Consider the following 19,583-nt stretch of genomic DNA (forward strand, 5'->3'; position numbering starts at 1 on the left):
GGGCGCCTACCAGCGACTGGGCGGCGGGGCGGTCAGCTGATCGGCCAGCCGCGCCAGCCGGTCCCGGAAGCGGCGCGGCCCGCGCTGCACCGGCAGGCTGTTCTCCCCGGCCGCCGCGCTGACCAGGTGCTGCACGGTGTCCAGGTCCAGCTCGGCGGTGCCCTCCGCCACCGACAGCGCGTCGTGCGCGAGCGTCCGCAGATCCGGATCCCCGCCGTCCAGCGACAGTACGGTCGCCCCCGCGCGACGGGCGTCGTGCACCCGCTCCAGCAGCCCCTCGCCCGGCTCCTCCGGAGCCACCACCAGCAGGGTGTGCCCGCGCCGGGCCGCCTCCAGCCTGCCCAGCCCCACCGACAGGTGCGGCGGCTCCCCGGGCAGCACGCGGTGGCGTACGAGCGTGGGCGCCAGCTCCGGCAGCCCCGACCAGGCGGCCTCGTCCACCAGGTGCGCCGCCAGATGCCAGGGCTCGTACTGCTCGGTCCCCACCAGCAGCAGATTCCCACCGGCCGGCACCACCGACCGCCGCAACGCCCCGGCGAACCGGCGCGCGGCCCCCGGCCACTGCGTACCGGCGAGCACCTCGCGCAGCAGCGCGACCCTCACGGCATCCATATCGGCATCCTGCCGCATGGAAGGGACATAGGGGAGCGGTTCGCGCCCCTTCGGCTGTTGACTACTCGGCAGTACTCTCGCCCCCATGACTTCCTCAGACAACACGCAGAAGCCGCCGGCCAAGGACCCGTGGGACCTCCCCGACGTGTCCGGGCTCGTCGTCGGCGTCCTCGGCGGCACCGGCGACCAGGGGCGCGGCCTCGCCTACCGGCTGGCCCGGGCCGGGCAGAAGGTGATCATCGGCTCCCGGGCCGCCGACCGCGCGCGGACCGCGGCCGACGAACTGGGCCTCGGCGTGGAGGGCGCCGACAACGCCGAGTGCGCGCGCCGCAGCGACATCGTCATCATCGCGGTGCCGTGGGAGGGCCACGCCAAGACCCTCGAAGCCCTCCGCGAGGACCTCGCGGGCAAGCTCGTGGTCGACTGCGTGAACCCGCTCGGCTTCGACAAGCAGGGCGCGTACGCCCTCCAGGTCGAGGAGGGCAGCGCCGCCCAGCAGGCCGCCGCCCTGCTCCCGGACTCCCGCGTCACGGCGGCCTTCCACCACCTCTCGGCGGTCCTCCTCCAGGACGAGTCGATCGACGAGATCGACACCGACGTGATGGTCCTCGGCGAAGCCCGCGCGGACACGGACATCGTCCAGGCCCTGGCCGCCCGCATCCCGGGCATGCGCGGCGTCTTCGCCGGCCGCCTGCGCAACGCCCACCAGGTCGAGTCCCTGGTGGCCAACCTGATCTCCACGAACCGCCGCTACAAGGCCCACGCGGGCCTCCGCATCACGGACGTCTGACCTCCCCGCGGTCTTTACGGGAGCACTGCGGGGCATGGGGGACACTGGAGGGGCTCGACCCCGTTCCGTGTCCCCGAGGAGCTCTTCCCATGCCCCGCCTTGCCGTCTTCGCCGTTGTCGTCTGCGTCCTTGCGGTGGCCGCGGCCGTCGTCGCCTTCGTGGAGGGCAGCTTCCTCGGGATCATCTGGGTGCTGCTGGCGGGGCTCACGTCCAACATGGCCTGGTACTACATGCGCAAGGCGAAGGCCGAGAAGGCAGCCGCCTCCGGGCCCGGCGCCGCCGCCTGAGACCGCCTTACCGCTGCGGGATCGCGCAGAAGCCGTTGGCGTCCTGCCAGAAGCGGTAGAGGTCGCGGCCGCAGTAGGTCTCCAGGTCGGACACGCCCAGCCCGGACAGCACGTCGCGCACCACGTCGAAGAAGAACGCGTTGACCTCCGGGATCCACAGGAGGGCGAAGACCGCGATCAGGCCGAACGGTGCCAGCGGGGCCACCTCGCGGCGGACCCGGTACGACAGCCAGGGCTCGATCACCCCGTAGCCGTCGAGGCCCGGTACCGGCAGGAAGTTCAGGATCGCCGCCGAGACCTGGAGCAGGGCGAGGAAGGCCAGCGCGAAGCGGAAGGCCTGCGGGACGCCGTCGAGGGCGTCAAGCCAGAAGGGGGCCGTGCACACGACGGCGAAGGCCACGTTGGTCAGCGGGCCCGCCGCCGAGATGAGGCTGTGCTTCCAGCGGCCCTGGATCCGGTCGCGCTCGATGTACACCGCGCCGCCGGGCAGGCCGAGACCGCCCAGGATCACGAAGATCACCGGCAGGATGATGCTGAGCAGCGCGTGCGTGTACTTGAGGGGGTTGAGGGTGAGGTAGCCCTTGGCGCCGACCGTGAGGTCGCCGCTGTGCAGGGCCGTGCGGGCGTGCGCGTACTCGTGGAGGCAGAGGGAGACGATCCACGCCGAGGTCACGAAGAGGAACACCGCGAGCCCGGTGCTCGTCGAGTACCCGGTCCACACCGCCCAGCCGGTGACCGCCATGACGGCGACGATGCCGAGGAATACGGAACTGATCTGCCGCTCACCGCGGCTGCCCTGGTGACCCATGCGGCGAAACCTATCCCGGGCGGGGACGGGAAATCGGGTCGGGGTCGGGCGTGCGGCCGGGGACAATGGGCCGGTGCGTTACGCGATTCTCGGCAACACCCAGGCCATGCGCGGCGACGGGACCCCCGTCGCCGTCGGCGGAGCGCGCCTGCGGGCGCTGCTGACGGCGCTCGCGCTGCGGCCGGGGCGGGCGGTCCCGGCGCACCTGTTGGTCGCCGAGGTCTGGGACGCGGACCCGCCGGCCGACGCGGTGGCCGCCCTGCAGGCGCTGGTCGCGCGGCTGCGGCGGGCGCTGGGGCACGAGGCCGTGCGCTCCGTGGAGGGCGGCTACCTGCTGGCCGCCGAGCGGGAGGACGTCGACCTGTACCGCTTCGAGCGGCTGGCCCGGGCCGCGGGCGAGGCCCCGGACCCGGCCGAGGCGGCCGCCCTGTACGACGAGGCCCTCGCCCTGTGGCGCGGGCCGGCGCTGGCGGACCTCCCGGACCCGGCCGCCGAGGCCGCGCGCTGGGATGCCGTACGGGCGGACGCGCGCCGGGGCCGGCTCACGGCGGCCCTGGCCCTGGGCGGAGCCGAGCAGGCCCTGCCGGAGCTGACCGCGCTGTGCGCGCAGCACCCGCTGGACGAGCCCCTCCAGGCCCTGCGCATCCAGGCCCTGCGCGGCGCCGGCCGCCCCGCCGAGGCCCTGGCCGCCTATGACGAGGTCCGCCGCACCCTGGCCGCCGGCCTGGGCGCCGACCCGGGCCCCGCCCTCCGCGCCCTGCACGCCGAGCTCCTCGCCCCGCCCGCACCCGCATCCCCGGCCGCCCCCGTGCCGAGTCCGTCGGCACGGGGGAACCTGCGGGCCCGGCTCACCACTTTCGTCGGGCGGGAGGAGGACATCCGCGTCATCGGCGAGGACCTCGGCCGGGCGCGGCTCGTCACCCTGCTCGGGCCGGGTGGGGCGGGGAAGACGCGGCTCTCGCAGGAGGCCGCCGAGGCGCACGCCGCGGGCGGCTGGCCCGACGGGGTGTGGCTCGTCGAACTGGCCCCCGTGGACGACCCGGAGGACGTGCCCGAGGCCGTGCTCGCCGCCCTCGGCGCGCGGGAGACCAAACTGCGCGGCGCGGCCGCCGAGGAGCTGCGGGCGCTGACCGACCGCACCGGCGGCGACCCCGTGGAACGGCTCGTCGAGCACGCCGCCCGGCGGCGCATGCTGCTCCTCCTCGACAACTGCGAGCACGTCATCGGGGCGGCCGCCGAGCTCGCCGAGGAGGTCCTCGCCCGCTGCCCCGGCGTGCAGATCCTCGCCACCAGCCGCGAACCCCTCGGGGTGCCGGGGGAGTTGCTGCGCCCGGTGGAGCCGCTGCCCGACCCCGTCGCGCTGCGGCTCCTGGCCGACCGCGGGGCCGCCGCCCGGCCCGGGTTCGCCGCCGCCGACGACCCGGCCGCCTGCGCCGAGATCTGCCGCCGCCTCGACGGCCTGCCCCTCGCCATCGAGCTGGCCGCAGCCCGCCTGCGCCTGCTCACCCCGCGCCAGATCGCCGACCGGCTCGACGACCGCTTCCGGCTCCTGACCAGCGGCTCCCGGACCGTCCTGCCCCGCCAGCAGACCCTGCGCGCCGTCGTCGACTGGTCCTGGGACCTCCTTGACGAGCCCGAACGCACCGTCCTCGCCCGGCTGTCCGTCTTCGCCGGCGGCTGCGACCTCGCCGCCGCCGAAGCGGTCTGCGCGGGCGGGACCGGCCTCGACGTCCCCGACGTGCTCGGCTCCCTCGTCGACAAGTCCCTGGTCGTGGCCGCCCCCGGCCCCGACGGCTCCGGCATGCGCTACCGCCTCCTGGAGACCGTCGCCGAGTACGCCGCGGAGCGCCTGGCCGAGGCCGGCGGCGACCGCGAGGACACCGAGCGACGCCACCTCGTCCACTACCGCGAACTCGCCCGCACCTCCGAGCCCCTGCTGCGCGGCCACGGCCAGCGCGCCGCGGCCGACCGGCTCGCCACCGAGTACGAGAACGTACGTACCGCCCTGCGCCGGGCCGTCGCCGCCCGCGACGCCGGCGAAGTGCTCTGCCTGGTCCACTCCCTGGGCTGGTACTGGCACATGCACGACCTGCGCGCCGAGTCCCGGCACTGGTCCGAGGCGGCCGCGGCCCTCGGCCCCGATCCCTTCCTGCCGCCCTTCGTCCCGGCCGAGCCCGTGTACGAGCGGCTCGTCGACACGCCCCCGCCCTACAGCGGCGAACAGCTCGCCGAGGCCTGGCGCGCCCTCCACCTGGTCCGGCTGGCCGCCCGCGACCAGACCAACTCCGACTGGAACAGCCCGGAGGTGCGGGCCCGGGTCGACGGAGTGCTCGCCACCTACCGGCCGGGGCTCCCGCAGACCTGCCGGACCCCGTCCTCCCTCTGGATCTACGCCGTCATGATCGCGGGCGACCCCGGACTGCTCAAGAAGGTCGTCGACGCGACCGTCGACACCGCCCGCGAGCTCGGCTACCGCTGGGAGCTCGCCTCGGCCCTCCAGCTGCGCGCCAACATCCTCGCCAACCGCGCCGACTGGGCAGGCGACGCCTCCCGCGACGCCGACGAGAGCCACGCCCTCTTCCGCGAGCTCGGCGACGACTGGGGCTGCGCCGAGGCGCTGTCCGCCCGCGCCGAGTCCCATGAGAGGCGCGGCGAGTTCGCCCTGGCCGCCCAGGACTTCCGCGCGGCGATCGAGCACGCCGAACGCCTCGGCGCCAAGGCCCAGGTGACGGTGCTCCGGGTCCGCATGGCCGGCACCCTCATCGAGCACGGCCGGATGGAGGAGGCAGAGGAGATCCTCTCCGAGATCGTCGCCGCGGTGCAGCAGTACGGCAACGAGGCCATGCCCGCCGCCCGCATGTTCCTCGCCAACATCCTCGGCCGCACCGGCCGGATCCCCGAGGCCCGGGTCCAGATCCGGCTGCTGCGCGAGGAGTTCGCCTTCGGCGCGTTCGCCGTCTTCGACGTGTTCCTGCTCGCCACGCTGGCCTGGCTGGAGAACCAGGACGGCCGGTACGAGGAGGCGCTGGCGCGGAACCGCGAGGCGACGGCCGCCGCCCGGGACCCGCTCGCGGTGATGGTCGGCCCGCACCTGCCCGCCATGTTCCTGCTGTCGGCCGCCGTCTCCCGCGCCTCGCTCGGCGGCCCGCGGCAGGCGTACGACGCCGCGCGGCTGATCGGTGCCTACCGGGCCCACGTGCCGCCCGCGCACTTCATGGTCAGCACCGAGCGCGCGGACATGGCCCGGGCCGAGGAGCTGGCACGGGCCGCGCTCGGCGACGCCGGCTACGAGGCGGCGTACGCCGAAGGCGGCGGCCTCACCCTGGAGGAGGCCACCGCCCTCGTCTGATCCGGTCCCCGGGAAGGGGTCCGTCCGGGACGCGATCCGAACGGACCGATCCACAGCGATCCGAGCCGGATCAGGTCTTCTGGCGGAACTTGCGGACCGCGATCGGCATGGTGACCGCCGTGATGGCGAGCGACCAGGCCAGCGTGATCCACACCGAGTTGCCGATCGGCGTCCCGTTGATCAGGGCGCGGGCCGCGTCGGCCAGGTTCGACAGCGGGTTGTAGTCGGTGAAGGACTGCAGCCAGCCCGGCATCGTGGACGGCGGGGCGAAGATCGAGCTGCCGAACTGCAGCGGCATCAGGACGATCATCGCCATGCCCTGGACGGCCTGGGCGGTCTTCATGGTCAGACCGAGCAGGATGAAGATCCACATCAGCGAGGCGCCGAAGACCGCGGACAGACCGATCGACAGGAGCAGGTCGAGCACCGAGGTCTTGATCGACAGGCCGAGGATGAAGCCCATGCCGAGCAGGATCGCGATGGCGACCATCATCCGGCCGAGCTCGACCACGATCTTGGCGATGAGCACCGAGGACCGGGCGATGGGCATGGACCGGAACCGGTCCATCACGCCCTTCTTGAAGTCGTCGTTGACGCCGGTGCCGACGCCCATCGCGATGTTCATGCCCATCATCGCCATCAGGCCCGGGACCACGTAGTTGACGTACTCGCCCTGGTTGCCCTTGCCGGAGATCGCGCCGCCGAAGACGAACACGAACAGCAGCGTGAAGATGATCGGCATGAACAGGACGTCGAACATCGACTCCGGGTCCTGCTTGATCTGCAGCGCGTTGCGGCGCACCAGGGCGCCGATGTGCCGCAGGTTGGCCCGCAGCCCGATCCGGCCCTCGCCGGTCGCGGCGGCCGCGCCGGCGGCCGGGGCGGCCGGGGTGTCGGCCGGCTTCGTCGTGGTTGCGGTGCTCATGCCGCGACCTCCTCGGGGGTCTCGATGGTGGGCTTCTGGCCGGTGATGGAGAGGAACACCTCGTCGAGGCTGGGCAGGTAGGTGCCGAGGTCGGCGATCGCGTACCCGCGGGCCGCCAGCAGGCCGACGACGGCGGTCAGCTGCCCGTCGCTGAGGATCGGCACCAGCAGCACCCCCTCGTCCGGCACGGCCTGCGAGCCGGCCACCCCGTCGAGCCCGGCCTCGGCCAGCGCGCGGGCCATGCCCGGCAGGTCCGAGGCGTCCACGGGGCGGATCCGCAGGGTGCGGCCGCCGACCCGGGACTTGAGCTCGTCGACCTTGCCCGTGGCGATGACCTTGCCGCGGTCGATGACCGTCAGCTCGCTGGCGAGCTGCTCGGCCTCCTCCATGTACTGGGTGGTGAGCAGGACGGTGGCGCCCTCGGCGACCAGCCGCTGGACCTCGTCCCACACCTCGTTGCGGGTACGGGGGTCCAGGCCGGTGGTCGGCTCGTCCAGGTAGAGCACGGCCGGGTTGCCGATGAGCGAGGCGGCGAGGTCGAGGCGACGGCGCATGCCGCCGGAGTAGTTCATGGCGGCCTTCTTGGCCGCCTCGGTCAGGGAGAAGCGCTCCAGCATCTCGTCGGCGCGCAGGCGGGCGTCCTTGCGGGACAGGTCGAGCAGGCGGCCGATCATGTAGAGGTTCTCCCAGCCGGAGAGCTTCTCGTCGACCGAGGCGTACTGCCCGGTGAGGCCTATGGTGCGGCGCAGCTGCCGCGGCTGGCGGACCACGTCGTAGCCCGCGACCGTCGCCGTTCCGGCGTCCGGGGTGATCAGGGTGGACAGGCAGCGCACGAGGGTGGTCTTGCCGGCTCCGTTGGGTCCGAGGACCCCGAGGACGGTGCCCTCGCGGACGTCCAGGTCGACACCGTCCAGGGCCTTGGTGTCGCCGTAGTGCTTGACCAGCCCCCGTACCTCTACGGCGTTGCGGTTCTTGTCGTTTCGCGTCATGTCCACCATGGGACCAGGCGCCACTGACAACCCGCCGACAAACGACCGACAGCCCGCCGACGCGCTGTCGGCGGGCTGTCGGTCACTGTTTCACCGAGCCGTCGTCACGGCTCAGTGGAAGGCGTGCTCCTCCAGCGGGAACGTTCCGCCGACCACGTCCTCGGCGAAGGCCTTCGCCGCGTCGCCCATGGTCTGGCGGAGCTGTGCGTACTGCTTGACGAACTTCGGCATCTTCCCGCCGGTCAGGCCCATCATGTCGGTCCACACCAGCACCTGCGCGTCGCACTCCGCGCCCGCGCCGATGCCGACCGTCGGAATGTGCAGGGACCGGGTGACCTCGGCGGCCAGCTCGGCCGGAACCAGCTCCAGCACGACCGCGAAGGCACCCGCGTCCTGCGCGGCCTTGGCGTCGCGCAGCAGCTGGTGCGCGGCCTCGTCGCCGCGCCCCTGCACCCGGTAGCCCATGGCGTTGACGGACTGCGGGGTCAGGCCCAGGTGGGACATGACGGGGATGCCGGCCTGCACGATCAGCTCGGTCTGGTGCAGCGAGCGCTCGCCGCCCTCCAGCTTGACCGCTCCGACGCCCGCCTCCTTGACCAGCCGGGTGGCGCTGCGCAGCGCCTGTACGGCGCCTTCCTGGTACGAGCCGAACGGCATGTCGCCGATCACGAGGGCGCGGCTGGTGCCGCGTACGACGGCCGCCGACAGCATGGTCATCTGGTCCATCGTCACCGGGACGGTGGAGTCGTAGCCGAGGTGGCAGTTGCCCATGGAGTCGCCGACGAGGATCACCGGGATGCCGGCCTCGTCGAACACGGACGCGGTCATCGCGTCGTAGGCGGTGAGCATGGGCCACTTCTCGCCGCGTTCCTTGGCGAGGGTCAGGTCGCGGACGGTGATGCGCCGGGTGCCCGTGCCTCCGTACAAGGTGGGGGAGGCCTTGTGCGCGGGTTCGCGGGCAGGCGAAACGGCATGCGTCATTGCAACTGCTCCTTGTGTCATCTCGAGGCACCCTTACGGTGTCCCCGGACTCACCCACCATGGTGGCATCCGCCGGGCCCGCGGCGGAAGTGCCCCGGGGGGCGCGCCCGGCCCGCGCGCGCCAATGTGCGCGTTTCGTGACAAGCGGAACCCCTGGTGTACGGCCGTTCGTCCTCCCGGACGTACGGCCGTAACAGGCGGCCGTGACGTAGCGCACGGAAGGCTCCGTACATCGCCTAGGGTCAAGGGGCGGGGACGGAGCGCGAGCACGGCAGTGAGGGCAGCGGCATGGCACAGGCGTATCTGACGGAAAAGGGGAACGGCGGCTCGGAGCACGAGCCCTCCGGATCCCGCTTCCGGCGCCGGCTGGCCGAGCTGAGAGGGGACCGCGGGATCTGGCGCCGCGGGCTCGTCCTGGCGGGGCTCGCCGTGCTGATCTCGCTGGTCATGATCTTCCACGCGGAGCTGCCCAACGACGTGGGCAACCTCGGCAGCCTCACCGAGACCTTCCTGCCCTGGCTGGGCCTGGCCGTCCCGGTCCTGCTGGCGGCCGCCGTCTACCGCAGGTCGGCGAGCGCGCTCATCGCGATACTGCTGACGGGCGCGGTCTGGGTGAACCTGTTCGGGGGACTGGTCACCGACAAATCCGGCTCCGGCGGCAACCTCATGGTCGCCACCCACAACGTCGACGCCGACAACCCCGATCCGAGCGGCACCGCCAGGTCCATGGCGAAGTCGGGGGCCGACGTACTGGCCCTGACCGAGCTCAAGGGGAGCGCCGTCCCGATCTACGAGAACGCCCTGGCGGACACGTACAAGTACCACGCGGTCGAGGGCACGGTGGGCGTGTGGAGCAAGTACCCGCTGACCTCCAGCCGGCCCGTGGACATCAAGATGGGCTGGACCCGCGCCATGCGCACCACCGTGGCCACCCCGGAGGGGGACATCGGCGTCTACGTCGCCCACCTGCCCTCGGTCCGGGTCAAGCTGAACGCCGGCTTCACCGCCAACCAGCGCGACAACAGCGCCGACGCCCTCGGGGCCGCGCTCGCCGCCGAACCGCTGCGGAAGGTCCTGCTGCTCGGCGACCTGAACGGCACGATGAACGACCGCTCCCTGTCCGAGGTCACCTCGCAGATGCGCTCCACGCAGGGCGCGGCGGGCGACGGCTTCGGCTTCAGCTGGCCGGCCCAGTTCCCGATGGCCCGCATCGACCAGATCATGGTCCGCGGCATGAAGCCGGAGGCCTCCTGGACCCTCGCGCGCACGGGCAGCGACCACCTGCCGATCGCCGCGCGGCTGACGGTGAAGAAGTAGCGGCACGCAAGGGGGGAGGGGGCCCCGCCGCATCAGCGGCGAGGCCCCCTCCCCCTTGACCTACGCGTGCTCGCGCCAGCCGTTCGTGATCGGCAGCCGGCGGTCCTTGCCGAAGCCCTTCGCGGAGATCTTGGTGCCCGGCGGGTACTGGCGGCGCTTGTACTCCGCCGTGTCCACCAGCCGAATGGTCCTGGCCACCAGCTCGCGGTCGAAGCCCGCCGCGACGATCGCCTCCAGGCCCTGGTCGCGGTCCACGTACAGCTCCAGGATCGCGTCGAGCACCGGGTAGTCCGGCAGCGAGTCCGTGTCCACCTGGCCGGGGCGCAGCTCGGCGCTCGGCGGTTTCACGATGGAGTTCTCCGGGATCGGCGGGGTCTCGCCGCGCTCGGCCGCCGCCCGGTTGCGGTACCGGGCCAGCCGGAAGATGTCCGTCTTGTAGACGTCCTTGATCGGGCCGTAGGCGCCGACCGAGTCGCCGTACAGGGTGGAATAGCCGACGGCCAGCTCGGACTTGTTGCCCGGGGCCAGCACGATGTGTCCCTCCTGGTTGGAGACCGCCATCAGCATGGTGCCGCGCAGCCGGGACTGGAGGTTCTCCTCGGCCAGCCCGGTCAGGCCCAGCGAGCCCATGTAGGCGTCGAACATCGGCTCGATCGGCACGGTCCGGAAGTTCAGGCCGGTCCGCTCGGCCAGTTCGGCCGCGTCGCCCTTGGAGTGGTCCGAGGAGTACTTCGAGGGCATCGAGACGCCGTAGACGTTCTGCGCGCCGATCGCGTCGCAGGCGATGGCCGCGACGAGCGCGGAGTCGATGCCTCCGGAGAGCCCGATCAGGACGGAGCGGAATCCGTTCTTCTTGACGTACGCGCGCAGGCCCACGACGAGCGCGTCGTAGATCTCCTCGTCGTCGTCGAGGCGATCGGCGTACCCGCCCGTGACGACCGGCTCGTACGGGGCCACCGGCTCCTCGGACAGGACCACGCGGTCGATGCGCAGCCCGTCGTCCACCACGCCCTCGGGCGCGTCGGCGAGCGCGGCCGGCAGGTCGAGGTCGACGAGCACGCAGCCCTCGGAGAACTGCGGAGCGCGGGCGATGACCTCACCGCCGCCGTCGACCACGATCGAGTCGCCGTCGAAGACCAGCTCGTCCTGGCCGCCGATCATGGCCAGGTAGGCCAGGGTGCAGCCGGCCTCCTGGGCACGCTTGCGCACCAGTTCCAGGCGCAGGTCGTCCTTGTTGCGCTCGTACGGGGAGGCGTTGATCGAGATCAGCAGCCCGGCCCCGGCGGAGCGGGTGGCGGGGACGCGGCCGCCCTCCTGCCAGAGGTCCTCGCAGATGGCCAGGGCCACGTCGACGCCGTGCACCCGGATCACCGGCTGGGTGTCGCCCGGAACGAAGTACCGGAACTCGTCGAAGACTCCGTAGTTGGGGAGGTGGTGCTTGGCGAAGCGCAGCACCACCTCGCCGCGGTGCAGCACGGCGGCCGCGTTCTCCGGGGAGCCGGCCGGGCGGCCGAGCCGGGGCGCGGCCTTCTCGGTCCGGTCGAGGTAGCCGACGACGACGGGCAGTTCGCCGAGGCCTTCGGCCGCGAGGCGCGCCGCGAGCTCGCGCAGCGCGGTGCGGGAGGCCTCGACGAAGGACCCGCGCAGGGCGAGGTCCTCGACGGGGTACCCGGTCAGCATCATCTCCGGGAACGCCACCAGGTGGGCGCCCTGCTCGGCGGAGTGCCGGGTCCAGTGGACGACCGAGTCCGCGTTGGCGGTGATGTCGCCGACGCGCGAGTCGATCTGATTCATAGCGAGGCGTAGTTGAGGCACGCGGCCCAGTGTAATCGTCTTTCTGACGCGATGTCCTGGGCCGCGCTTCTTCCACCCCGTGGAACGGGCGTCAGAGCTGGTAGCCGAGGACCGTCATCATCCCGGATTCCGAGTGGTAGATGTTGTGGCAGTGGGTCATCCACAGCCCCGGGTTGTCCGCGTCGAACTCCACCGTCAGCCTCTGGCCCGGCAGCAGGATCGCGGTGTCCTTGCGGGCCCCGCCGGCCTCGCCGCCCAGGGCGAAGGTGTGGCCGTGCAGGTGGACCGGGTGCCACATCGGCGTGGCGTTGGCGTACTCCACCCGGACCCGTTCGCCCGCCTTCACCGGGTGCCGCTGGTCCGGGGTGTACGGCGTGCCGTTGAAGGCCCAGTTGTACCGGGCCATGGAGCCGGTCAGCCGGAGCTGTACCGTACGGTCCGGCTCGCGCGGGGCCAGCGCGGCCGACTCCGCCGGCTTGAGCGCGTCCGCCATCAGCGGCTGCCCGTCCAGCTCGGTCGGCCGGGTAGCCGGGGTCGGCGCCGTCCCCGCCCCTGTGCGCAGCACCGCGAGGGCCGACTGCCCCTTGCCCTCGGCGAGCGCGGTGAGCGGGAACACCCCGTCCTTGGCCGTGACCAGGACGTCGTAGCGCTCGCCCATCCCCAGCAGCAGCGAGTTCGTCTTCGCGTGCTCCACCGGGAAGCCGTCCGCGTGGGTGACCGTCAGTTCGTGGCCGCCGAGGCACAGCCGGAACGCCGTGTCGCCGCCGGCGTTGATGATGCGCAGCCGGATCCGGTCGCCGGGGCTCGCGGTGAAGACGGACGGGTCCTCCCCGACCCGGCCGTTGACCAGGTAGTAGGGGTAGGCGACGTCGCCCGCCTCCTCGCCGAGGATGTCGCTGTCGGCGCCCACGAGGAGACGCGGGGGCTTGCCGGCGGCACTGGGCTTCGGGCTGGGGCTCGGGCTGGGGGCCCGGCCGTGCGCGCCGTGGGCCTGCGGGTTCGCGCGCTTGCGGAGCGCCGCGAGGACGGCGTCCGGAGTGGTGCCGTCGACCCCGTCGATCCAGTCGTCCAGGACCACCACCCACTCCTTGTCGTACGAGAGGGGCTCCTTCGGGTCCTCGACGATGAGCGGCGCGTACAGCCCGCGGTCCTGCTGCACGCCGGTGTGCGGGTGGAACCAGTACGTCCCCGGGTGCGTGACGGCGAACCGGTACGCGAACGAGCCGCCCGCGGCGATGTCCCGCTGGGTCAGTCCCGGGACCCCGTCCATGTCGTTGCGCAGCGCGATGCCGTGCCAGTGCAGGGAGGTGGCCTCCGGGAGGTTGTTGGCCAGGGTGAGGGCGAGGGTGCCGCCCGCGGTGACCCGGACCTCCTCGCCGGGCAGGTGGTCGCCGTACGCCCAGGAGCGGACGGAGTGCCCGGCCCCGAAGCCGAGCGTGGTGGCGGTGGCGGTGAGCTTGACCTCGGTGACCGGGCCGGTGGCCTTGCGGGCGGCCTCGGCGGCCTTGACCTCGGGGCCGGCGGGGTCGACGTAGCCGGCCACATCGGCGGCGGCACCGCCGTGGTGCATGCCCCCGTGGCCCCGGCCGGCGGCGTCGGGCAGCTCGGGGCCGGAGCGCCCGCCGAACGAGGTGCCGCAGCCGGTGAGGAGCCCGGCACCGGCGACGGCGGCGGCAGCGGAGGCGGCCCGGCCGAGCACGGATCGGCGGGAGGGGAGTCGGGAGGGGAGAGCGGGCATGGGGGAGCACCTCGCGGGTGTCGTGGCACGGGCGGATGGGCGGCGCGCGGGGCCGCCGCCCCACGGCCTGCGGGGCGGCGGCGGGGCAGGTCCTATATCCGGAGCACCGTCGGCCGGACTGCGCCGGACCGGCCCGGAACGCGGGCCGCGCCCCCGAGCGGCGCGGTATCGCGGGAGCCGGTGGGTCCGGCGCCGAGGCCCGGCAGGCCGGTCTCTTCGAGCACGGCCAGGCCGGGGGCCGGCTCGCCGCCCTCGGCGGCCGGTGCCGGGGACCGGGCAACGGAATGGCCCGCGGGCACGTCTACCAGGGTGTGGGACCCGGCCGGACGGCCCACGGTGTGCAGGGTGACGACGCCGAGCAGCAGCGCGGCGAACAGCAGGAGCAGCCGGGGCCACGGGGCGGCTCGCCGGTCACTGCGCGTCATGATCGGAACCCTACCCGGGGTGGGTATCCGATCAGAGGAGCGACCCCCGGTCTGTTTAGGATTAGTCACACTATGTCCCCTCATGGCCTCTCTCCGCGCACCGCCTGGCCGGTCGCGACGCTCATCGGCCTCGGCGCCGCCGCCTACACCGCATGGGTGCTGGAGGTGGTCCTCTCCACGGGCCTCAACCCCATCGAGACGTACGTCAGCGAGCTCGCCGCCCAGGACCAGCCGCTCGGCGGCCTGTTCCGGGCCACCGACTTCAGCGCCGGGCTGCTCGCCTTCGCCGGCGGGCTGCTGGCCCTGCTCCGGCTGGTGCGGTACGCCGAATCCCGCCGCCCCTGGGCGGTCGCCGGATGGGCCGGGGTCACCCTCTTCGGCGCGGCCACCGCCGCCGACGCCTGGCTCCCGCTGAGCTGCACGCCCACCCAGGACCCCGAATGCGCCGCCCGGGAGACCGCCGGACTCGTTCCCGCCACCCATCAGGCCCATGCCGTCAGCAGCAGCCTCGCCATGACCGGCGCCCTCGTCGGGATCGTGGCCCTCACCGTCGCCGCCCGCCGCTACGGCTGGTTCGCCCCGCTCGCCCGCTACGGGCCCGCGCTCGTGGTCCTGGAGCTGCTCGCCACCGTCTGGACCCTGACCGCCATCGCGCTGTTCACCGCCGGGCGCGGGACGTGGGCGCTGGGGGCCGGGCAGCGGCTCCAGGTGCTGTTCGTGGCGCTCTGGCTGGGCCTGCTCGCGTACTCCGTGCACAAGGAGCGCCGTACGTGAGCGGTCCCGGGCGGTTCGTGAGGGTCGACGGGGTCCCGCTGCACGTGGTCGTCGAGGGGCGGGGGCCCGTGGTGGTGCTGAGCGCCGGGCTCGCCATGGCCTGGTTCGACTGGGACCCGGTCGCCGCGCGGCTCGTCGCCGCCGGCCGCACCGTCGTCCGCTTCGACCGGCCCGGACACGGCCTCAGCGCCCCGGCCGCGGAGCCGCCGACCGCCGCCGCGGAGGCCCACCGGATCGCCGGACTCATGGACGCACTGGCCGCGCCCGGCCCCGTCACCGTCGTCGGGCACTCCATCGCCGGGTTCCACGCCGAGGCCTTCGCCCGGCTGTACCCGGAGCGCACCGCAGCCCTCGTACTGCTCGACTCCAGCGTCGAGGAGGCCCCGCGGGCGCTGCTGCCCGCCGGGCTCCGGACCGCCGCCGCCCGCGCCCTCGGCCGGGCCCTCACCGCCGTCGGGCTGCCGGTCGCGCTGGGCCCCGCCGCACGCCGCGCGACCGTACGGGCCTCCCGCACCGGCGGCGCCGACCCGGCCGCCCGGGACCTCGTACGCCGCTGCTACCGCACCGGCCGCGTCTGGCGCGGCGCCCTGCTGGAGAACTCCCGCTACCCGGACATGGCCGCCGAGGTCCTGGCCCTGCGCGGCACGCACCCGCTGACCGCCCCCGCGACCGTCCTCGCCGGCCACGACGGCGGCACCGGGCGCGGCCCCCGGCGCTGGCTCGCCCGCCAGGCGGAGCTCGCCGACCGGCTGGGCGCCCGCTTCGAGGCCGCCGAGCCCGCCGGGCACCTGGTCATGCTGGACCGCCCGGACCAGGTGGCCCGGGCGGTCCTCACCACATCCGACGCGGCTCAGCCGCGGGCGTAGACCTTCTCCACGAAGTCGGCCATCTGCCGGTCCGTGAGGTGCTTGGCCAGGTCGGCCTCGCTGATCATGCCGACGAGCTTCTTGTTCCTGATCACCGGCAGCCTGCGGATCTGGTGGCTCTCCATCTCCTCCAGCACCTGGGAGACGTCGGCGCCCGCGTCGATCCAGCGCGGCGTGCCCTGGGCCATGTCGCCCGCCGTCACCTTCGACGGGTTGTGCCCCTTGGCCACACAGCCCACCACGATGTCGCGGTCGGTGAGGATGCCGCAGAGGCGTTCCGTCTTGTCGCTGATGGGCAGCGCGCCCACGTTGAGGCGGGCCATCAGCTGAGCGGCCCGGTCCAGGGTTTCGGTGGCGGGGATCCACTGGGCCCCGGCGTGCATGATGTCTCCGGCGGTGGTCATCGCGTAAACCTCCTGAGCGCCGTGTGCGGCGGGCGCGGGTGCACCCGCCTCGGCGCCCTCATCCTCATTCGGCCGTTCGGCCCACGCGACTCGACACGGGGGAGTGCACGCCCGTACGGGTGAGAGGCGCCCTCCCACCACCGTACGAGCGTGTCCCGTCACCCGCGCGGCGCAGCTCCCCGCTGCCGCAGCATGTCCGCCATCAGGGTGAGCTCCGAGCGCTGCGCGTCGACCATGCCCTGCGCCAGCTCCCGCTCGACCGGGGTCCCGCACAGCCGGGCGCAGCCCTCGGCCATCGCGACGCCGCCCTTGTGGTGGTCGGTCATCAGCTGGAGGTAGAGCACCTCCGCGTCCCGGCCGGAGGCTGAGCCCAGCTGCGCGAGCTCCTCCTTGGTGGCCATGCCGGGCATGAGCGGCCCGCCGGGCTGGGCGGCGTGTCCGCCGTGCCCGGCATGGCCGTCACCGGTGGTCCCCATCCAGGACATCGCAGGCTCGTCGGCCAGCACCTTCGGCAGCCCCCACAGGTCCAGCCAGCCGAGGAGCATGCCCCGCTGGTTGGCCTGGGTGTTGGCGATGTCGTACGCGAGGCTGCGGACCGCCTCGTCCTGGGTGCGGTCGCGGACGATGAAGGACATCTCCACCGCCTGCTGGTGGTGCACCGCCATGTCCCGGGCGAAGCCCGCGTCAGGGGAGCGCAGCCCGGGCACGGCGGCCACCGGTGCGGGCTTGCCGTCGCCGCCCCCGTTCGCGGCGGCGGCCATCGTGGCCACGGCCGCGAACAGCAGCGCCAGCAGCACCGCCGTGCCCGAGACCCAGTACGTACGGGGGGTGCGGCTCACTTGGTCAGGCCGTTCGTGCAGGCGGCGCCCGGCTCCGGGGTCTGCTCACCCTGCACGTACTTGGTGAAGAACTGCGCCACCCGGGGATCCTCCGCCGTCTCCACCGTCAGCTGCTTGCCCCAGGCGCTGAGCATGATCGCTCCGGCCTGCTCCTTGACCGGGCTCATCAGCGTGTACGGGGTCTTCTCCACCCGCGCGGACAGCTTGTCGAGGTCGGCCTTGGCGGCCTTCTCGTTGTACGTCACCCAGACCGCTCCGTGCTCCATCGAGTGCACGGCGTTCACCTGCGGGATGGCGTTCTTGTAGACGTCGCCGTTGCAGTTCATCCAGCGGGGGTGGTGGTCACCGCCGACCGGCGGGTTCATCTCGTACTTCACCGGGGTCTCGACGTGATTGCGGCCCAACTTCTTCGCGTCCCAGACCTGCTCGCCCTCGACGGGTTGCTTGCGGATCTCCTGCTGCTCCTTGAGGAGCTTCTCGGCGGCCTGCTGCTTGCGCTGCTCGGCCTGCTTCTGGTCGATCAGCACCCACGCGCCGAATCCGACCAGGCCGACGACCACGGCTGAGGAGACCGTGATCGCGATGGCCTTCATGCGCCGCTCCCGCGCCTTGTCGGCCCGGCGCATCTCGGCTATGCGCTGCTGGCGGGAAATGTTGTCCGAGGTCCTGCTGGCCATGTGCCCTGGTTCCTTCTGCTGATGAGGGGGGTGGATGGACGGGAAACCGGACCCGTCAGGTTCGCAGCACCTGGAGGACATGCAGGTCGGGGGCGCGCGCGAGCGTCCCGGGCGGCCGGATCCGCCCGTCCGCGCCGGCCCTGGCGGCGGGCAGCGGATCGCCGCCCGCCACGGTCACGGCGGGCGGCGGCACCGGCAGCACGCCCGGGATCGTGTGCGCGAGGGGCGAGCAGCCGGGCAGGTCGTACGGGGACACGCAGACGGCGTGCGCCGGCCCGTGGGCGGCAGCGGCCTGCAGGGCCGCCGGGGCATGTGGCTCACCGGGCCGCGCGCAGAGCAGGAGCACCCCGACCAGCACCCCGAAGGCCGCTGGCAGGACGGCGCGCAGGAGCCCGGGACGTACCCGCCGCCCCCGCTGTGTGTCCTGCCGGCCCCCCATGGGCGCAGATGGTAATGCTCATGACGGGCCCAGGGTCAGTGCGGGGGTGCCGCGACCTTTGGCGGGTGCGTAATGTGGCGGAAACCACCGCTGGCGATACTGGGCCGGCCCGACTGTGCCCGAACCCGCCGGGGGCGGTGGTGCACAGGCCGTCTGAACTGCGAGGATGAAGGCATGGACAAGCAGCAGGAATTCGTCCTCCGGACGCTTGAGGAGCGCGACATCCGCTTCGTGCGCCTGTGGTTCACCGACGTACTGGGCTTCCTGAAGTCCGTCGCGGTCGCCCCCGCGGAGCTGGAGCAGGCCTTCGACGAGGGCATCGGCTTCGACGGCTCCGCGATCGAGGGCTTCGCGCGGGTCTACGAGTCCGACATGATCGCCAAGCCGGACCCGAGCACCTTCCAGATACTGCCGTGGCGCGCGGAGGCCCCCGGGACCGCCCGGATGTTCTGCGACATCCTGATGCCGGACGGCTCCCCGTCCTTCGCGGACCCGCGCTTCGTGCTCAAGCGCATCCTCGCCAAGACCTCCGACCTGGGCTTCACCTTCTACACCCACCCGGAGATCGAGTTCTTCCTGCTGAAGGACAAGCCGCTGGACGGCACCCGCCCGGTCCCGGCGGACAACTCCGGCTACTTCGACCACACCCCGCAGAACGTGGGCATGGACTTCCGCCGCCAGGCGATCACCATGCTCGAATCCATGGGCATCTCGGTCGAGTTCAGCCACCACGAGGGCGCCCCCGGCCAGCAGGAGATCGACCTGCGCTACGCCGACGCGCTCTCCACGGCCGACAACATCATGACCTTCCGCCTGGTCATGAAGCAGGTCGCCCTCGAACAGGGCGTCCAGGCCACCTTCATGCCGAAGCCCTTCTCGGAGTACCCGGGCTCGGGCATGCACACCCACCTCTCCCTCTTCGAGGGCGACCGCAACGCCTTCTACGAGTCGGGCGCGGAGTACCAGCTCTCGAAGGTCGGCCGCTCCTTCATCGCGGGCCTCCTTCGCCATGCCGCGGAGACGGCGGCGGTCACCAACCAGTGGGTCAACTCCTACAAGCGCATCTGGGGCGGCTCCTCCCGCACCGCCGGCTCGGGCGGCGAGGCCCCCTCGTACATCTGCTGGGGCCACAACAACCGCTCCGCCCTGATCCGCGTCCCGATGTACAAGCCGGGCAAGACGGGCTCCTCCCGCGTCGAGGTCCGCTCGATCGACTCGGGCGCCAACCCCTACCTCACGTACGCCGTCCTCCTGGCGGCGGGCCTCAAGGGCATCGAGGAGGGCTACGAACTCCCGGCCGGCGCCGACGACGACGTCTGGGCCCTCTCCGACGCCGAACGCCGCGCGATGGGCATCGAACCCCTCCCGCAGAACCTCGGCGAGGCCATCGCCCTGATGGAACGCAGCGAACTGGTCGCCGAAACCCTCGGCGAACACGTCTTCGACTTCTTCCTCCGCAACAAGAAGCAGGAGTGGGAGGAATACCGGAGCGAGGTCACGGCCTTCGAACTCCGCAAAAACCTCCCTGTGCTGTAGGGAAGTTCAAAGACTCCGGGCCGGTGGTCGTCG

Annotated in this window: 19 protein-coding genes; 7 read left to right on the forward strand and 12 right to left on the reverse strand. The window is 72.9% G+C overall.

Annotated features, from left to right (window positions below):
* Positions 1–6 precede the first annotated feature (6 nt).
* On the reverse strand, positions 7–612 hold the full coding sequence (locus ACGFYU_RS13470) for a hypothetical protein (protein WP_393827421.1): 606 nt from the start codon (positions 610–612) through the stop codon (positions 7–9).
* Positions 613–697: 85 nt separating this feature from the next.
* Here ACGFYU_RS13470 and npdG point away from each other — a divergent pair, with 85 nt between their 5' ends.
* Both npdG and ACGFYU_RS13480 read left to right on the forward strand, forming a co-directional pair.
* The gene (gene npdG / locus ACGFYU_RS13475; protein WP_393827422.1) at positions 698–1,402 is read left to right on the forward strand and encodes an NADPH-dependent F420 reductase; all 705 of its coding nucleotides are present in this window, start codon (positions 698–700) and stop codon (positions 1,400–1,402) included.
* 89 nt (positions 1,403–1,491) lie between these two features.
* On the forward strand, positions 1,492–1,689 hold the full coding sequence (locus ACGFYU_RS13480; RefSeq protein WP_393827423.1) for a hypothetical protein: 198 nt from the start codon (positions 1,492–1,494) through the stop codon (positions 1,687–1,689).
* Positions 1,690–1,696: 7 nt separating this feature from the next.
* Here the strand turns inward: ACGFYU_RS13480 and ACGFYU_RS13485 are convergent, their stop codons facing one another.
* Positions 1,697–2,497 (reverse strand): site-2 protease family protein, encoded by an 801-nt coding sequence (locus tag ACGFYU_RS13485; RefSeq protein ID WP_393827424.1) that lies wholly within the window; start codon positions 2,495–2,497, stop codon positions 1,697–1,699.
* Positions 2,498–2,570: 73 nt separating this feature from the next.
* On the opposite strand from ACGFYU_RS13485, the gene ACGFYU_RS13490 reads away from it, so the two are divergent.
* Positions 2,571–5,846: an ATP-binding protein gene (locus tag ACGFYU_RS13490; RefSeq protein WP_393827425.1), complete on the forward strand. Its 3,276-nt coding sequence runs from the start codon at positions 2,571–2,573 to the stop codon at positions 5,844–5,846.
* Positions 5,847–5,916: 70 nt separating this feature from the next.
* Here ACGFYU_RS13490 and ACGFYU_RS13495 read toward each other — a convergent pair whose 3' ends face one another.
* From ACGFYU_RS13495 to panB, 3 genes are all read right to left on the reverse strand, one after another.
* Positions 5,917–6,771: an ABC transporter permease gene (locus tag ACGFYU_RS13495; RefSeq protein WP_393827426.1), complete on the reverse strand. Its 855-nt coding sequence runs from the start codon at positions 6,769–6,771 to the stop codon at positions 5,917–5,919.
* The gene (locus ACGFYU_RS13500) at positions 6,768–7,769 is read right to left on the reverse strand and encodes an ATP-binding cassette domain-containing protein (protein ID WP_393827427.1); all 1,002 of its coding nucleotides are present in this window, start codon (positions 7,767–7,769) and stop codon (positions 6,768–6,770) included. Before ACGFYU_RS13500 ends, ACGFYU_RS13495 begins: the two co-directional genes overlap by 4 nt.
* 102 nt (positions 7,770–7,871) lie before the next feature.
* Positions 7,872–8,741 (reverse strand): 3-methyl-2-oxobutanoate hydroxymethyltransferase, encoded by an 870-nt coding sequence (gene panB / locus ACGFYU_RS13505; protein WP_393827428.1) that lies wholly within the window; start codon positions 8,739–8,741, stop codon positions 7,872–7,874.
* Between the two features lie 288 nt (positions 8,742–9,029).
* On the opposite strand from panB, the gene ACGFYU_RS13510 reads away from it, so the two are divergent.
* Entirely contained in the window at positions 9,030–10,058 is a 1,029-nt protein-coding gene (locus ACGFYU_RS13510; RefSeq protein ID WP_393827429.1) for an endonuclease/exonuclease/phosphatase family protein, read from the forward strand.
* A 60-nt stretch (positions 10,059–10,118) separates the two neighbouring features.
* Here ACGFYU_RS13510 and ACGFYU_RS13515 read toward each other — a convergent pair whose 3' ends face one another.
* The 3 genes from ACGFYU_RS13515 to ACGFYU_RS13525 form a co-directional block, all read right to left on the reverse strand.
* Positions 10,119–11,852, reverse strand: coding sequence for an NAD+ synthase (locus tag ACGFYU_RS13515; protein ID WP_393827430.1), 1,734 nt, complete (start codon positions 11,850–11,852; stop codon positions 10,119–10,121).
* A gap of 91 nt (positions 11,853–11,943) precedes the next feature.
* On the reverse strand, positions 11,944–13,590 hold the full coding sequence (locus ACGFYU_RS13520; protein ID WP_393827431.1) for a multicopper oxidase family protein: 1,647 nt from the start codon (positions 13,588–13,590) through the stop codon (positions 11,944–11,946).
* Between the two features lie 92 nt (positions 13,591–13,682).
* Positions 13,683–14,015 (reverse strand): hypothetical protein, encoded by a 333-nt coding sequence (locus tag ACGFYU_RS13525; protein WP_393827432.1) that lies wholly within the window; start codon positions 14,013–14,015, stop codon positions 13,683–13,685.
* Between the two features lie 72 nt (positions 14,016–14,087).
* Between ACGFYU_RS13525 and ACGFYU_RS13530 the strand changes: the two genes are divergently transcribed.
* A complete protein-coding gene (locus tag ACGFYU_RS13530; protein WP_393827433.1) occupies positions 14,088–14,789 on the forward strand; it encodes a DUF998 domain-containing protein in 702 nt (233 codons plus the stop codon).
* On the forward strand, positions 14,786–15,655 hold the full coding sequence (locus tag ACGFYU_RS13535; RefSeq protein WP_393827434.1) for an alpha/beta fold hydrolase: 870 nt from the start codon (positions 14,786–14,788) through the stop codon (positions 15,653–15,655). Before ACGFYU_RS13530 ends, ACGFYU_RS13535 begins: the two co-directional genes overlap by 4 nt.
* Here ACGFYU_RS13535 and ACGFYU_RS13540 read toward each other — a convergent pair.
* The 4 genes from ACGFYU_RS13540 to ACGFYU_RS13555 form a co-directional block, all read right to left on the reverse strand.
* Positions 15,640–16,059, reverse strand: a complete 420-nt coding sequence (locus ACGFYU_RS13540) for a CBS domain-containing protein (RefSeq protein ID WP_393827435.1) — start codon at positions 16,057–16,059, stop codon at positions 15,640–15,642. The genes ACGFYU_RS13535 and ACGFYU_RS13540 overlap by 16 nt on opposite strands.
* 158 nt (positions 16,060–16,217) lie before the next feature.
* A complete protein-coding gene (locus ACGFYU_RS13545; RefSeq protein WP_393827436.1) occupies positions 16,218–16,898 on the reverse strand; it encodes a DUF305 domain-containing protein in 681 nt (226 codons plus the stop codon).
* On the reverse strand, positions 16,895–17,575 hold the full coding sequence (locus tag ACGFYU_RS13550; RefSeq protein ID WP_393827437.1) for a DUF3105 domain-containing protein: 681 nt from the start codon (positions 17,573–17,575) through the stop codon (positions 16,895–16,897). Before ACGFYU_RS13550 ends, ACGFYU_RS13545 begins: the two co-directional genes overlap by 4 nt.
* Before the next feature lie 55 nt (positions 17,576–17,630).
* The gene (locus ACGFYU_RS13555; RefSeq protein WP_393827438.1) at positions 17,631–18,014 is read right to left on the reverse strand and encodes a hypothetical protein; all 384 of its coding nucleotides are present in this window, start codon (positions 18,012–18,014) and stop codon (positions 17,631–17,633) included.
* Between the two features lie 174 nt (positions 18,015–18,188).
* Here ACGFYU_RS13555 and ACGFYU_RS13560 point away from each other — a divergent pair, with 174 nt between their 5' ends.
* Positions 18,189–19,550: a glutamine synthetase family protein gene (locus ACGFYU_RS13560; protein WP_356869213.1), complete on the forward strand. Its 1,362-nt coding sequence runs from the start codon at positions 18,189–18,191 to the stop codon at positions 19,548–19,550.
* Positions 19,551–19,583: the final 33 nt, after the last annotated feature.

Source organism: Streptomyces sp. NPDC048337 (assembly GCF_043201175.1).
Lineage (GTDB): Bacteria > Actinomycetota > Actinomycetes > Streptomycetales > Streptomycetaceae > Streptomyces.

Coding starts and splice junctions, on each gene's coding strand:
- ACGFYU_RS13470 (WP_393827421.1), bottom strand. CDS start 612: ATGGATGCCGTGAGGGTCGCGCTGCTGCGCGAGGTGCTCGCCGGTACG.
- ACGFYU_RS13480 (WP_393827423.1), top strand. CDS start 1,492: ATGCCCCGCCTTGCCGTCTTCGCCGTTGTCGTCTGCGTCCTTGCGGTG.
- ACGFYU_RS13540 (WP_393827435.1), bottom strand. CDS start 16,059: ATGACCACCGCCGGAGACATCATGCACGCCGGGGCCCAGTGGATCCCC.
- ACGFYU_RS13555 (WP_393827438.1), bottom strand. CDS start 18,014: ATGGGGGGCCGGCAGGACACACAGCGGGGGCGGCGGGTACGTCCCGGG.
- panB (WP_393827428.1), bottom strand. CDS start 8,741: ATGACGCATGCCGTTTCGCCTGCCCGCGAACCCGCGCACAAGGCCTCC.
- ACGFYU_RS13525 (WP_393827432.1), bottom strand. CDS start 14,015: ATGACGCGCAGTGACCGGCGAGCCGCCCCGTGGCCCCGGCTGCTCCTG.
- ACGFYU_RS13530 (WP_393827433.1), top strand. CDS start 14,088: ATGTCCCCTCATGGCCTCTCTCCGCGCACCGCCTGGCCGGTCGCGACG.
- ACGFYU_RS13560 (WP_356869213.1), top strand. CDS start 18,189: ATGGACAAGCAGCAGGAATTCGTCCTCCGGACGCTTGAGGAGCGCGAC.
- ACGFYU_RS13495 (WP_393827426.1), bottom strand. CDS start 6,771: ATGAGCACCGCAACCACGACGAAGCCGGCCGACACCCCGGCCGCCCCG.
- npdG (WP_393827422.1), top strand. CDS start 698: ATGACTTCCTCAGACAACACGCAGAAGCCGCCGGCCAAGGACCCGTGG.
- ACGFYU_RS13500 (WP_393827427.1), bottom strand. CDS start 7,769: ATGGTGGACATGACGCGAAACGACAAGAACCGCAACGCCGTAGAGGTA.
- ACGFYU_RS13550 (WP_393827437.1), bottom strand. CDS start 17,575: ATGGCCAGCAGGACCTCGGACAACATTTCCCGCCAGCAGCGCATAGCC.
- ACGFYU_RS13515 (WP_393827430.1), bottom strand. CDS start 11,852: ATGAATCAGATCGACTCGCGCGTCGGCGACATCACCGCCAACGCGGAC.
- ACGFYU_RS13520 (WP_393827431.1), bottom strand. CDS start 13,590: ATGCCCGCTCTCCCCTCCCGACTCCCCTCCCGCCGATCCGTGCTCGGC.
- ACGFYU_RS13485 (WP_393827424.1), bottom strand. CDS start 2,497: ATGGGTCACCAGGGCAGCCGCGGTGAGCGGCAGATCAGTTCCGTATTC.
- ACGFYU_RS13510 (WP_393827429.1), top strand. CDS start 9,030: ATGGCACAGGCGTATCTGACGGAAAAGGGGAACGGCGGCTCGGAGCAC.